General features: G+C 60.8%; 12 protein-coding genes. 11 read left to right on the forward strand and 1 reads right to left on the reverse strand.

Annotated elements, in window-relative coordinates; all coding sequences use genetic code 11:
* The first annotated feature begins 101 nt into the window (after window positions 1-101).
* The 9 genes from EFR00_RS24045 to EFR00_RS24085 all read left to right on the forward strand — a co-directional run bounded on the left by EFR00_RS24045 (window position 102) and on the right by EFR00_RS24085 (window position 10,965).
* A complete protein-coding gene (locus tag EFR00_RS24045) occupies window positions 102-674 on the forward strand; it encodes a TRAP transporter small permease (RefSeq protein WP_040112020.1) in 573 nt (190 codons plus the stop codon).
* Between the two features lie 4 nt (window positions 675-678).
* The gene (locus tag EFR00_RS24050) at window positions 679-2,085 is read left to right on the forward strand and encodes a TRAP transporter large permease (RefSeq protein WP_040112021.1); all 1,407 of its coding nucleotides are present in this window, start codon (window positions 679-681) and stop codon (window positions 2,083-2,085) included.
* 10 nt (window positions 2,086-2,095) lie between these two features.
* Complete coding sequence (locus tag EFR00_RS24055) at window positions 2,096-3,130, forward strand: L-idonate 5-dehydrogenase (protein ID WP_077989865.1); 1,035 nt, start codon at window positions 2,096-2,098, stop codon at window positions 3,128-3,130.
* 178 nt (window positions 3,131-3,308) lie between these two features.
* The gene (locus tag EFR00_RS24060; protein ID WP_077989864.1) at window positions 3,309-4,481 is read left to right on the forward strand and encodes a helix-turn-helix domain-containing protein; all 1,173 of its coding nucleotides are present in this window, start codon (window positions 3,309-3,311) and stop codon (window positions 4,479-4,481) included.
* Window positions 4,482-4,575: 94 nt separating this feature from the next.
* Window positions 4,576-4,980 carry a response regulator gene (locus EFR00_RS24065; protein WP_077989894.1) on the forward strand — a complete coding sequence of 135 codons (405 nt, stop codon included), beginning with the start codon at window positions 4,576-4,578 and terminating at the stop codon, window positions 4,978-4,980.
* Window positions 4,981-5,005: 25 nt separating this feature from the next.
* Window positions 5,006-5,398, forward strand: coding sequence for a response regulator (locus EFR00_RS24070; protein WP_010057933.1), 393 nt, complete (start codon window positions 5,006-5,008; stop codon window positions 5,396-5,398).
* Between the two features lie 132 nt (window positions 5,399-5,530).
* Window positions 5,531-6,553 carry a chemotaxis protein CheB gene (locus EFR00_RS24075; protein ID WP_077989863.1) on the forward strand — a complete coding sequence of 341 codons (1,023 nt, stop codon included), beginning with the start codon at window positions 5,531-5,533 and terminating at the stop codon, window positions 6,551-6,553.
* Window positions 6,554-6,617: 64 nt separating this feature from the next.
* On the forward strand, window positions 6,618-10,589 hold the full coding sequence (locus EFR00_RS24080) for a CheR family methyltransferase (protein WP_077989893.1): 3,972 nt from the start codon (window positions 6,618-6,620) through the stop codon (window positions 10,587-10,589).
* A complete protein-coding gene (locus EFR00_RS24085; RefSeq protein ID WP_010037648.1) occupies window positions 10,582-10,965 on the forward strand; it encodes a response regulator in 384 nt (127 codons plus the stop codon). Before EFR00_RS24080 ends, EFR00_RS24085 begins: the two co-directional genes overlap by 8 nt.
* Before the next feature lie 80 nt (window positions 10,966-11,045).
* Here EFR00_RS24085 and EFR00_RS24090 read toward each other — a convergent pair whose 3' ends face one another.
* Window positions 11,046-11,276, reverse strand: a complete 231-nt coding sequence (locus tag EFR00_RS24090) for a hypothetical protein (protein ID WP_040112032.1) — start codon at window positions 11,274-11,276, stop codon at window positions 11,046-11,048.
* Window positions 11,277-11,690: 414 nt separating this feature from the next.
* Between EFR00_RS24090 and EFR00_RS24095 the strand changes: the two genes are divergently transcribed.
* Both EFR00_RS24095 and EFR00_RS24100 read left to right on the forward strand, forming a co-directional pair.
* Window positions 11,691-11,894 carry a hypothetical protein gene (locus EFR00_RS24095; RefSeq protein WP_009990592.1) on the forward strand — a complete coding sequence of 68 codons (204 nt, stop codon included), beginning with the start codon at window positions 11,691-11,693 and terminating at the stop codon, window positions 11,892-11,894.
* Complete coding sequence (locus EFR00_RS24100) at window positions 11,891-12,373, forward strand: DUF2243 domain-containing protein (RefSeq protein ID WP_051649954.1); 483 nt, start codon at window positions 11,891-11,893, stop codon at window positions 12,371-12,373. Before EFR00_RS24095 ends, EFR00_RS24100 begins: the two co-directional genes overlap by 4 nt.
* The last annotated feature ends 141 nt before the right edge of the window (window positions 12,374-12,514 follow it).

A 12,514-nucleotide genomic window follows, 5' to 3' on the forward strand; every position in this document is an offset into this window, starting at 1 on the left:
GATGAGGGGCCACGCCTCCAGCAAAGAACAAGGTTTATCTACAAATTAAAGGTCGCGCCGCCCGCGCCGCGCCATCCTCCCCAACAGGAACAAGGCCGATCATGTCGCAAGAAATTCACACGCCAATCACGGCCGAGGAAATCGGCCACGAATTCGAAGGGCACGCGCCGACTGCAAATGTCGCGGATTATGCCATCGAGGACTGGATCACGTTGATCGTCTTCTGGCTGATGACAGCTTGCGTCTTCCTGCAGTTCTTCACGCGTTATGTGCTGAACGACAGTTACGCCTGGACCGAGGAAATCGCCATCAACTGCCTGATCGGCGTCGTCTTCCTGGGGTCCGCCATGTGCGTCCGCATGTCGCGGCACATTCAGGTGGATGTGTTCTATCACTATATGCCGGCGGGCCTGGCGCGCGTGCTCGCGACCTTCGTCGATATCGTCCGCATCGGCTTCTTCGCCTATGGCTGCTATCTGATGTGGCGTTACGTCGAGATCGTCGCCGACGAGCAGATGGTCACCATCGAGCTGCCGCGCAATATCGTCTTTTACTCCGTCCTTGTTGCCTTCGTACTGATGCTGATCCGCGCGGTCATCGTCTTCATCGCCAATATGCGCCGCGGCTACTCCGTCCTGGAGCGGCCGGAAGAATTCCAGACCGTCGAAGGGTAATCCGATGTTGCTGCTGCTTGGTTCGTTTCTGCTGCTGATGCTTGTCGGCGTGCCTGTGGCCATTTCGATGGCCGTCGCATCCGTGCTCTATATCGTACTTTACGGCATCGCCCCTGACATAATCGTCGCCCAGCGCATGATCGCCGGTGTCGAAAGCTTCCCGCTTCTGGCCGTGCCCTTCTTTATCCTCGCCGGCAATCTGATGAACTCGGCGGGCGTCACCGGCCGCATCTATTCCTTCGCCGTCGCGCTCGTCGGCTGGATGAAGGGCGGGCTGGCGCAGGTCAACATCATCGGCTCGGTCATTTTCTCCGGCATGTCGGGCACCGCACTTGCCGATGCGGCCGGGATCGGCACGATCGAGATCAAGGCGATGAAGGATCACGGCTATCCCGTCGAGGCCGCAGTCGGCGTGACGGCGGCGTCTGCCACACTCGGGCCGATCTTCCCGCCGTCGCTGCCTTTCGTCATCTACGGCATGATGGCCAATGTCTCGATCGGCGCTCTGTTCATGGCCGGCGTTCTGCCCGGCGTCGTCATGACGCTGCTGATGATGATCACCGTCGCCGCCTTTGCCTATTACAAGCGCTGGGGCTCGGACGCACCCTTCGACGTCAGGCAGTTGCTGTCGGCCGGATTGGAGATCCTCGTCGTGCTGATGGTGCCCGTGGCGATCTATCTGATGATGCGGGCTGGGCTGTCGATGAATGCGGCCACGGGCATCGCCCTTCTCGTGCTTCTGGCGCTCGACTGGTATTTCGCCTTTTCCGCCGTCATGGCGCTGATGACCCCGGTGATCCTGATCGGCGGGATGACGATGGGCTGGTTCACGCCGACCGAAGCGGCGGTCGCGGCCGTGCTCTGGTCGCTGTTCCTCGGCCTGGTGCGCTACCGCACCATGACGTTCTCGACGCTCGCCAAGGCCAGCTTCGATACGATCGAGACGACGGCATCCGTTCTCTTCATCGTCACCGCGGCTTCCGTCTTCGCATGGCTGCTGACGGTCAGCCAGGCCGCACAGCTGCTTTCCGATGCAATCCTGTCGATCACCGACAATAAATGGGTGTTCCTCATCCTCGTGAACCTGCTGATGCTTTTCGTCGGCTGCTTCCTGGATACGATCGCCGCAATCACGATCCTCGTGCCGATCCTGCTGCCGATTGTCGCCAGGTTCGGTATCGATCCGGTTCAGTTCGGCCTGATCATGACGCTGAACCTGATGATCGGCCTGTTGCATCCGCCGCTCGGCATGGTGCTGTTCGTGCTGTCCAGAGTCGCGAAACTCTCGGTCGAACGCACCACCATGGCGATCCTGCCCTGGCTGGTGCCGCTCTTCCTCGCATTGATCCTGATCACCTTCATCCCAGCCGTATCGCTTTGGCTGCCGCAGCAACTCGGACTGTTGAGATAGGAGGGCCATGATGCGGACACGTCTGGCACGGCTTTATCAAAAGGGCGATCTCAGGGTGGAGACCGACACCGTTCCGGCTCCCGGCCCAGGCGAGGTGCTGCTGAAAATGGCAGCCGCAGGCATCTGCGGCTCCGACCTGCATTATTATCAGGATGGCGGCTTCGGACCGATCCGGGTGCGCGAGCCGATAATTCCGGGTCACGAGGCATCGGGAATCGTCGAGAGGGCAGGGGAGGGGGCAGACCTGAAACCCGGAACGCTGGTGGCGGTCAACCCCAGCCAGCCCTGCGGCGAATGCGAATATTGCGGGAAGGGACTGCCGATCCACTGCCTCGACATGCGTTTCATGGGCAGCGCGATGCGCCTGCCGCATGAGCAGGGCATGTTCCGGGAAAGGCTGGTGGTGCCGGCCAGGCAGTGCTTCGAAGTCGGAGCGGCGACGACCGCCGCGGAAGCCGCCTGCAGCGAGCCCTTGGCCGTTTGCCTGCACGCGGCATCGCGTGCGGGAGAGATCTCGGGCAAGCGCGTCCTCGTCACAGGCGCCGGCCCGATCGGCTGCCTGATGGTTGCCGCCGCCCGCTATCACAGCGCGGCCGAAATCGTCGTGACCGATGTGGCCGACGCGGCACTGGAGAGAGCAGAGGCGATGGGGGCGAGTCGGACGATCAATGTGTCTCGAGAGGGTGCGGCGCTTGCCGAATTCGAGACGGGGAAGGGCTATTTCGATCTCGTCTTCGAATGCTCGGCCGCCGCGCCCGCCATCCGCAGCGCGATTGCCGCCATCAGGCCGCGCGGCACGATCGTGCAGGTCGGTGTCACGGGAGAGATTCCGGTCCCGCTCAACGCCATCGTCGGCAAGGAACTCCATATCCATGGCACGCAGCGGTTCCACGAGGAATTCGCCGCCGCCGTCGCGCTGATCTCAAGTCGCGAGATCGACGTGCGGCCAATCATCAGTCACAGCCTGCCCCTCGAAGAGGCCGACGCCGCTTTCATCCTTGCCGGTGACCGTACGGCTGCTTGCAAGGTGCAGCTGACCTTATAGAGCACGGAAGTTTTCGCGGGCGACGACATGGCGCAAAAGCGCGGCGCGCTCGGGGAGCCTCAGCTTATTGAGGCTATCGGCGAACCTACGGTCGATGGTCGGTCGTGCCGCTTCGGAACAGGTGCGCAACGCGAACGTTTCCAGTATAAATCGACATGGCGCTGGGAGACAGATCCGCATGAATACGGCTTTTGACAAACCTCGGGGAAGGGTTGTCCTGGTCGTCGAGGATGACTATGTGCTGGCGAGTGATCTCGCTTCCAACCTGAGCGAAATCGGCGTCAAGATTGTCGGCCCTGCCCCCAACGTCGAGCAGGCACTGAAATATATTGATGATTCCTCCCAAATCGATGTTGCCATTTTGGACATCAATCTGGCCGGAACCATGGTATTTCCGGTTGCCGACGAGCTATCAAGGCGCAATATCCCCTTCTTCTTTGCAACCGGCTACAGCCGAGACGTTGTTCCTCCGCGTTTTGCCGATCGCATTTTCTTGGAAAAGCCGTTGGACAAGAGCGCGGTTTACGATGCGCTTTCCGACTGCCGGCGCTCAATTGAAAAGGCGGCGGGTGGCCAAAAGAACTTGATCCTTTCGATGCTTTCTCGACGCGAAAGCGAGATCATCCGGCCACATCTGAAGCCGGTGCAGCTGATCCAAGGTGAGGTCCTCGAGCAGCAGTTTGCAGAAATAACAACGGTGTCCTTCATCGAAACCGGTGTCGTTTCCCTTGTCGCCGCGTCTCTCGATGGCAGACAGGTCGAAGCCGGCCTGATCGGACGTGAAGGCGTGACCGGTGCCGGGTTGTTGGAGGGCGATTGGCGAACGCCTTACAACCTTATGGTGCAGATCGAAGGAACCGCGCAGCGCATCGACGTCGATAGTTTCCTTCGTCTTACGCACCGAGCCCCGCAGTTGCGCTCTCTTTCACATTCCTTTTCGCGAGCGCTCGGAATTCAAATCAGCTACACCGCCTTGGCCAACGGACGATACTCCATAGAACAGAGACTGGCGCGTTGGTTGCTGATGCTTCTCGACCGAACAGACAACCCGGTGCTGCATCTGACTCACGAATACATGTCCTTCATGCTCGGCGTCAGGCGCTCCGGCGTGACGGGCGCGCTCCACGTCCTGGAGGGCGAGAAGCTCATCAGGTCCGTACGAGGAAAGGTCATCATTGTGGACCGGGCCGGACTCATTCTCAAAGCTCACGGCTCCTACGGCATTCCGGAAGCTGAGTACGAGCGCCTGATGGGATTCCCGTTAAACGGTGCAAGGAGCGCTGGGAAAAACACCGTCAATCACGCGCCCATTTTCGCACCCCCCATACGCGGGCAAAAAGGACGCGAATAGATTCTGTCACGGCCGGGACATCGTGAAGCTATTATCCGTTCGGCGGCGCAACTTTCGCCCGCAGCGGGAGTTCGGCATGCGAAGGAGCTGGATCATGCAAAGACCATTTTCGTTCGCGGGGCGATTCTACCTGGTCGTCGAAGACGAGTACCTCGCCGCTTCCAGCATGGTCATGGCGCTGGAGGACGCAGGAGCCGAAGTCGCCGGGCCTGTATCTAATGTCGCCGGCGCTTTGAAGCTCGTCTCTGAGCGCGCGTCCGAACTTGATGCCGCAATTCTCGACATCAACTTGCGTGGGATAATGGCCCACCCGGTGGCCGAGAGGCTTGCCGAGCAAGGAATCCCCTTCGTTGTCGTCACGGGTTACGACTGCGATTCCGTGCCCGAGCCATTCAGCATGATGCCCTGTCTCAACAAACCCTGCGATGAACGAGAGCTGCTGACGGTCCTGGCTGGTCTGCCGGTACGGCAGCCGCCCGGAGTCCGCCGCTCTCATTGACCTCCGGCCCGATTGGAAGAACCCAGTGGAAAAAGGCAATTACACGAAACTCTTCTCGGGGAAGCGTATCCTGATCGTTGAGGACGAGTATTTTCTTGCCGACGAGACCCGCCGGCAATTGGAGGATTTCGGCGCGACCGTCATTGGCCCTGCGGCGAATGTTGGCCGCGCGCTTGACCTCATCAATCGCGAACGCGTCGATGCGGCGATCCTGGACGTCTTTCTTGGCGACGAGCTGGTATTTGCTGTCTCCGATGAACTGGAGGAACGAGAGATCAATTTTGTCTTTGCGACCGGCTACGACCCGTCACACATCCCCGCAAAGTATCGAGGATTTGCTCTCTGCGAGAAACCGACCGAGCTCGAAAAGATCGCCGTCGCGCTCTTTGGCCGGGCAGGGTCCCAGCCTCTGAATTGATCACCCCAGCCGGGCTCCGGGAATCTGCAGCTTTCGGCGGTGCATGCAGCAACGAGCGGAGCGATTCCGGGTGCCCGGCGGAACCAAGAGGGCTCGTCGGTTGTTGAACCTGATCAGGAAAGGTCAAAATCTATGTCTTCCAGCGCGACCAAGGATATCATTGCGATTGGCGGGTCGGCAGGGAGCAGTGCTGTCTTGAAAACCCTGGTCGCTGATTTGCCCGCCGACCTTCCTGCAAGCGTCTTCGTCAGTACCCATATTCCCGCGAATTCTCCGGGCTTTCTGCCGGAGATCCTATCGGCACGGTCCAAGCTTCCGGTCACGCAGGCGATCGACGGGCAGCCGATCGAGCGGGGCCACATCTATCTCGCTGCACCCGATCGCCACTTGTTGCTCATGGGCGAGACGATCAAGTTCGGTGCCGGCCCCCGGGAAAACATGGTCCGGCCGTCGATCGATCCCATGTTTCGCTCTGCTGCCCTGTCTTTCGGCCCACGGGTGGTCGGGCTCGTGCTGACTGGAATGCTGAACGATGGAGCGGCAGGATTGCACGCGATCAAAACCAATGGGGGGACGACCGTAGTGCAGCACCCGCTCGACGCGGAGGCAGACCAGATGCCCTTGGCGGCGCTTGAGGCAGTGGAGGTCGATCATGTGGCCCCTGCGGCTGACCTTGGCAAGCTCCTCGCAGGCATCGCAGGAAGCGATGCCGGGCCGGCTTGCGGTTCGCCATCGGACAGTCTGCGGCTGGAAGTCGATATTGCGGCTGGCGCACGACTTGGCAGTGTCGAACTTCGCAAGATCGCCTCTCCGACTGCCCTAACCTGTCCCGACTGTCACGGCGTGCTTTCCGAGGTTCGCGGCTCGCAGCCGCTGCGATTTCGCTGTCAGATCGGCCACGCCTATACCGCCGACGCGCTTGTTGCGCATATCGATGAGCTCGATGCGGCGATTAGGATTGCCATGCGAGTGATGGAGGAGCGGCTGACGCTGGTGGAGCGGATGGCGCGGGACGCGCGCGACACCGGCCGCACCGCCGTCGCCGAGCTCTACGAGGCAAGGGCTGTCGAGTACAAGCAGTATTCGGAGACCTTGCGGCAAGCTGCCCTGACGTCTCTGCGCCTCGGTCGCGCATCGCGTTTCCAAGATAGCTGATAAAGTTGTATCTTTCTGCTGTGCCGAACGTCTAGAGTCGGCGCAGCAGAGGCATGGATCGATGATGGCGTACGACGAACAGCAAAGCATGGAGCAGCAGGCCAGCGCGCCTGACCAGGGCCGCCACGAACAGCCGGTCGTGATCGTCGGCATAGCGGTGTGTGCGCAGTCTGTTAGCTCACTCGAACAGATATTCTCGCAAATCAACCCAGACCTCGGTGCATCCTACCTTGTGGCGGTGCGTCAGGAAGGGGTCGATGCCGCTGCCGTTCTTGATATGCTCGGGCGGCAGGATCGACTGGCGGTGACGGTCGCAGTCGATGGAGAGCGGATTGTTCCAAATCATATCTACATCGGCGGGTCCGACGATATGATGACCCTCGAAGACGGTCACATCCGCATTCGGCCGGCATCGGAGCCGATCGGCCATCGGGGCACGATCGACACGATGTTGATCTCACTCGCGGAACATGCCCAGGAGCGTGCCATTGCCGTAGTCCTCAGGGGGCTCGAGAGTGACGGCACAGCCGGTGTGGCGGCGACCAAGAAATTTGGCGGCCTGTCGATTGTGGAGTTGGGCGAAGGCGCCGATGGTGGATCTCCCGAGGAAGGGGGAGGGGCGTTGGCAATTGCCGACCTACGCCTGCCGGCGCAGGGGATTGCAACGCATATCTCGCTGTACGCCGGCAATGTGACCGAAGAAGACGCTGGTCTCGATGACGAGCCGCCAAGCGCGATCGAGGCGCAGATCACGCAGATTGCCACGATTCTTCGCAATGTCACCAGCCATGACTTCCACGGATACAAGCGCGGCACCTTCACGCGGCGCGTTCAGCGACGCATGCAGGTGCTGCAGATCGGCAGCATCGAGGCCTATATCGAGCGGCTGCGCGCCAGCCGCGACGAGGTCCAGAACCTTTTCCAGGACCTTTTGATCGGCGTGACGCAGTTCTTCAGGGATCCGGCCGAGTTCGAAGCGCTTGAGCGCGAGATTCCTAGGCTGTTCGAAGGCAAGGAGCCGGGAGACCAGTTGCGCGTCTGGGTGCTCGGTTGCGCCACCGGCGAGGAAGCCTATTCGATCGCCATGCTGCTGCGCGAGCATATGGCCACCATGGACTATCCCCCGGATGTGCAGATATTCGCGACCGATCTTGACGCGCGCGCGCTGGGGATCGCGCGTGGCGGCCGCTATTCCGCTGCGATAACCTCCCAGGTCCCGCCCGAACGGCTGGCCCGCTGGTTCGTGCGTGAAGGCGACACCTATTGCGTTGTCAAAGAACTGCGGGAGATGTGCATCTTCTCGCCGCACAACATCGTCAAGGATGCGCCATTCTCGCGCATCGACATCCTGTCTTGCCGGAACCTGCTGATCTATCTCGACAGTGAGCTGCAAAACCGGGTGATCCCGATCTTCCACTTTGCCCTCAGGCCAAGCGGCATCCTGTTTTTGGGTTCTTCGGAAAACGTCACCCGCCACGCCAAGCTTTTTGCACCCGTCGACCGTAAAAATCGGCTTTTTCGAAGGCTGGAAACGGCAACCCGCATCATTCCGGATTTCCCGCTCAGCCCGCGCCCGCGCAGCCCCGACCATCCGCTTTCTGCACCGGCTCCGATGCTGCAGACCGGGCGGCTGTCGGCTACGATCAGCCGGCAGGCGGAGGTCGTCGCCGAACGCTTCGCCCCCGCCTATGTGGTCGTCGATTCGCATTACGACGTGTTGCATTTCTCCGGACGCACAGGCCGCTATCTCGAACCGGCGTCGGGGACGGCGACGCTCAACCTGTTGAGCCTTGCCCATCGCGACCTCCGACTCGACATGCGTTCGGCCCTGCAGCGTGCGACGACGGAAGCCGTCAAGGTCGAGGTGCCACGGGTGCTGCTGCGCCAGGATGACCGCACCTACGCCGTTAACATCATCGTCGAACCGCTCGGCAGCGGCGACGTCACCTCGCTGATCGTCCTGTTTCAAGACGCGGGGCAGGTGGCCGAAGGCACTGCGCCCGATGGCGGAAGGCTGACGAGCGAAGAGCACGTCCAACGTCTCGAGACCGATCTGCGCGTCACTCGTGACCGGCTGCAGGCGACCATCGAGGAGCTGGAATCGACAAACGAGGAGCTCAAATCCTCCAACGAAGAATATCAGTCGATCAACGAAGAGCTGCAGTCGGCCAATGAGGAGATGGAAACCTCGAAGGAAGAACTGCAGTCGGTCAACGAGGAGTTGCAGACGGTCAACGGCGAACTTGCCCACCGTGTTACCGAACTTGACCGGACCAATTCCGACTTGAAGAACCTCCTCGAGGCAACGCAGATCGCCACCGTTTTCCTCGACAACGATCTGCGCGTCAGGAGCTTTACCCCGGCCGCGACCGAAATATTCCATCTGCTCGACACCGATGTCGGCCGGCCGCTCGACCATGTCGTCTCTCGCGTCGCCTATCCGGAACTGCTGGATGATGTTCGCCTCGTTCTCAGAACGCTTGTGCCTACTGACAGAAAGGTCAGCGATCCCACCAACAACCGGCACTACGCCGCACGCGTCCTGCCTTATCGCAGTGTCGACAACTATATCAGCGGTGCTGTCGTCACCTTCACCGACCTGACCGCCACTTACGAGGCGGAAGTGGCGCTTCGCCGCAGTGAGGAGCGCCTGCAGCGCGTCCTGGAGACGGATGCGGTTGGCGTAATTTTTCTCAATCAGGATGGTGTCATATTCGACGCCAACGAAGTCTTCCTGAAGATGTCGGGTTACACCCGCTCGCAAATGGAGCGCGGCGACCTGCACTGGCGCCGGCTGACCCCGGAGGAGCACCACGCCGAGAGCCAGGCCCAGATGGAAGCTCTGAAGGAAACCGGCAAAATCGGCCCCTATGAGAAGGAGTATTTTCTCGCTGACGGGACGCGTCGCTGGATGTTGTTTGCCGGCCGCGATCTTGGCGACGGCACGGTCGCCGAGTTCTGCATCGACATCTCGGCCCGAAAACAGGCGCAGGCAGCTCTGCGGCAGGGGGAGGAGCAGTTCCGCCTGTTCGGCGAAGCCTCCACCGACGTATTGTGGATCCGCGATGCGGAGACGCTGCAATGGGTCTATCTGACGCCGGCCTTCGAGACCATCTATGGTGTCGACCGCGAGCAGGCGATGACCGGCAACAATTTCCGAAGCTGGGCGGAACTGATCATTCCCGAAGATCGGGAACAGGCGCTCTCCGAGATCGGCCGGGTGCGGAATGGCGAGCGCGTCGAATTCGAGTACCGCATCAGGCGCGCCTCTGACCACGAGATCCGCTGGTTGCGGAACGCGGATTTCCCACTTTTCGGGGAGGAAGGAAACGTCAAGCAGATCGGCGGTATCGGCCGCGATATTACCGAGGAAAAAGCCTCTGCCGAGCGGATGAAGGTTCTCGTCGCCGAGCTTCAGCACCGCACGCGTAACCTGATGGCCGTCGTCCGGTCGATGGCCGAAAAGACCATGCGCACCAGCACCGATCTGGCCGACTTCCACGAAAGGTTCCGGGACCGTCTGGACGTGTTGGCTCGAGTGCAGGGCCTCTTGTCGAGGCTGCAGGAAGGCGATCGCATAACCTTCGACCAGCTCATCCGCTCTGAACTGGCCGCGCATGGCACGCTGGAAGGCGAAAACAGCCGGATAAGCCTGCAAGGTCCTGATGGCGTCAGGCTTCGTTCCACGACCGTGCAGACAATGGCATTGGCCATGCACGAACTCGGCACCAACGCGGCCAAATATGGAGCGCTCAGCCAGGCCCGGGCGCATCTGGCCATCACCTGGCGCGTCGAGCAATCCGGCGAAGGCGGCAAGCCATGGCTGCATGTCGAATGGCAGGAAAGCGGGGTGAAAATGCCACCCGCGGATTCCGGGCCGCAAGGGGGTGGTCAGGGCCGCGAACTGATAGAGCGAGCGCTGCCTTATCAGCTCGATGCGAAGACGTCCTACGTTCTCGGTGAGGACGGGGTTCATTGCACGATCGCAATTCCGGTTTCTCTCAGCAATCTGATCGAGGCCGAAGCCTATGGCTGAAGGGCTGCTGCGCGGACGCCGCGTGCTCATCGTCGAGGACGAGTTCATGTTGGCGGAGGACATGTCCCAGCAACTCGCCGAAGCGGGTGCGCTCGTGCTGGGACCGGCGCAATCTCTTGAGCGCGCATTCGAGCTGCTGACCGCAGCCGATGTCCTCGACGCAGCGGTCCTGGACGTCAATCTTCATGGAAAGCAGGTGTATCCGATTGCCGACACGCTTCTGGAACGCCATGTTCCTTTCGTGTTCACCACCGGCTACGACGCCTCGACGTTACCAGCAAGGTTCAAGTCGATGAGCTGCTATGCCAAGCCCGTCGACATGTCGCGGCTGATAGAAACGCTGCAAGCGGCAATCGCCGCCGCACACCAGTCATAATCCCATGTCCACTATCGTCGGACAAATTGCCGGTCCGTCGATAAGCGCTGCAACCGTCAGGCTCCGCCTGTCTGCTTGCCTCACGCCCCGCTTGCCAACGCAAGAAGCTCCGCCTTGAGCCTGTCGAGGTGAGCAACATGCATGATCTGAGACTCTTCGAAATTCATCAGAAGCCGGTTCGCTTCCGTGACGTCGGCGCCGCGATCGATCAACTCGGCCACGATCTCACGCTGCCGAGCCAGGTGCAGTTCTCCCGCAGCGACATGCTCGCGCGCCTGCTGCAAATGTTTCTCCACCATTGTCCGGTCCATGTGGACCTCCTTTCCTCCCGCGGCAGATCATGCGCCTAATATCTAACTGAGGAAACAGTAATCGTTGGTCGCAACAGGCAGGGATTCTTCGGCGTTCAACCGTGCCGCCGACACCGTTTGGAGCGCGGGCGATTGCAAGAGAAAGTTCGCCGCCGCGTCAAACCAATCTGAAGCCGCATTATCGCGGTATGGCAATCATTCGGCTACCTCCTCCCACGAAAGTCGCCAACCGTTGCCGTCACATTGCACACGCAGACATGCCGTCCGCAAGAGGCCTCGCCCACGCTCCTGCGCCACGGCCAGCATCCACAACAACGTGCGATACCGCACAGAAACAAAGCGAACCTCGCCTTGTTACTGGTAAATCCGCACGGGAAATTCCCTGCGGGCGGCAATCAGGAACGGGAGCAGGCAATGAACACGGCAAGGCAGTCGGCGCTGCTCCTCGGTTGGTTGACGTTGGCGCGCTGGATAGCTGGCGGCCTTGCGGCCGGCCGTGGCCGTGAAAATGCGGAGCTCGTCCACCGGCAAAGAGCGGCAGAATATCTGACCTTCGGCCTGAGCGCTGCCGGCTTCATCTCCGCAGTTTCCACGGCGGCGATCCCGGTGATCCGATGAGCTCAACCACCCGCGTGGCCATTGATCGGCACTTCCCACGGTCCTCGGGTATCCTGTTCGGCCTTGGCCTCGGCGGCTTCTTCGACGGCATTGTCTTCCACCAGCTGCTGCAGTGGCACCACATGTTCAGTGCCTGGTATCCGATCGACTCTATCGACAACCTCGCGTTCAACACCTTCTGGGACGGGGTTTTCCACTCGGCGACCTATCTGTTCCTTCTCGCCGGCCTGTTCATTTTCTGGCGCTCGGCGCGCCGCCCGCATTTCCGCTGGTCAACCAAGGAATTGATCGGCACGGCGCTGACAGGCTTCGGCCTGTTCAACCTTGTGGAAGGACTGGTCAACCACCAGCTGCTGGGCATCCATCATGTGAATGAAACTGCCGATCGGTCAGCATGGCTCTACTGGGATATCGGCTTCTTAGCGTGGGGAGCGGTCATGCTCGCTGTCGGCTGGACAATGATCCGCAGGCGAGTATGACTGATAGCAGCCCTTTTCTGCTCCGCGAGTTCCGGACCGCCATGATGGGCTGCACCCAACCAGTCTCTCTACCATCCGAGTGCGGTTCACCCGAGGACAATTTTCCATTCGCAGCTTTTTTGTTTCGCGCCCTGACGGCAA

The sequence above is a fragment of the Rhizobium sophoriradicis genome (assembly GCF_003939025.1).
Lineage (GTDB): Bacteria > Pseudomonadota > Alphaproteobacteria > Rhizobiales > Rhizobiaceae > Rhizobium > Rhizobium sophoriradicis.

Excerpts from the sequence above, each read along its gene's own strand:
- EFR00_RS24045 (WP_040112020.1), top strand. The coding sequence starts at position 102 with ATGTCGCAAGAAATTCACACGCCAATCACGGCCGAGGAAATCGGCCAC.
- EFR00_RS24050 (WP_040112021.1), top strand. The coding sequence starts at position 679 with ATGTTGCTGCTGCTTGGTTCGTTTCTGCTGCTGATGCTTGTCGGCGTG.
- EFR00_RS24055 (WP_077989865.1), top strand. The coding sequence starts at position 2,096 with ATGCGGACACGTCTGGCACGGCTTTATCAAAAGGGCGATCTCAGGGTG.
- EFR00_RS24060 (WP_077989864.1), top strand. The coding sequence starts at position 3,309 with ATGAATACGGCTTTTGACAAACCTCGGGGAAGGGTTGTCCTGGTCGTC.
- EFR00_RS24065 (WP_077989894.1), top strand. The coding sequence starts at position 4,576 with ATGCAAAGACCATTTTCGTTCGCGGGGCGATTCTACCTGGTCGTCGAA.
- EFR00_RS24075 (WP_077989863.1), top strand. The coding sequence starts at position 5,531 with ATGTCTTCCAGCGCGACCAAGGATATCATTGCGATTGGCGGGTCGGCA.
- EFR00_RS24080 (WP_077989893.1), top strand. The coding sequence starts at position 6,618 with ATGGCGTACGACGAACAGCAAAGCATGGAGCAGCAGGCCAGCGCGCCT.
- EFR00_RS24085 (WP_010037648.1), top strand. The coding sequence starts at position 10,582 with ATGGCTGAAGGGCTGCTGCGCGGACGCCGCGTGCTCATCGTCGAGGAC.
- EFR00_RS24090 (WP_040112032.1), bottom strand. The coding sequence starts at position 11,276 with ATGGACCGGACAATGGTGGAGAAACATTTGCAGCAGGCGCGCGAGCAT.
- EFR00_RS24095 (WP_009990592.1), top strand. The coding sequence starts at position 11,691 with ATGAACACGGCAAGGCAGTCGGCGCTGCTCCTCGGTTGGTTGACGTTG.
- EFR00_RS24100 (WP_051649954.1), top strand. The coding sequence starts at position 11,891 with ATGAGCTCAACCACCCGCGTGGCCATTGATCGGCACTTCCCACGGTCC.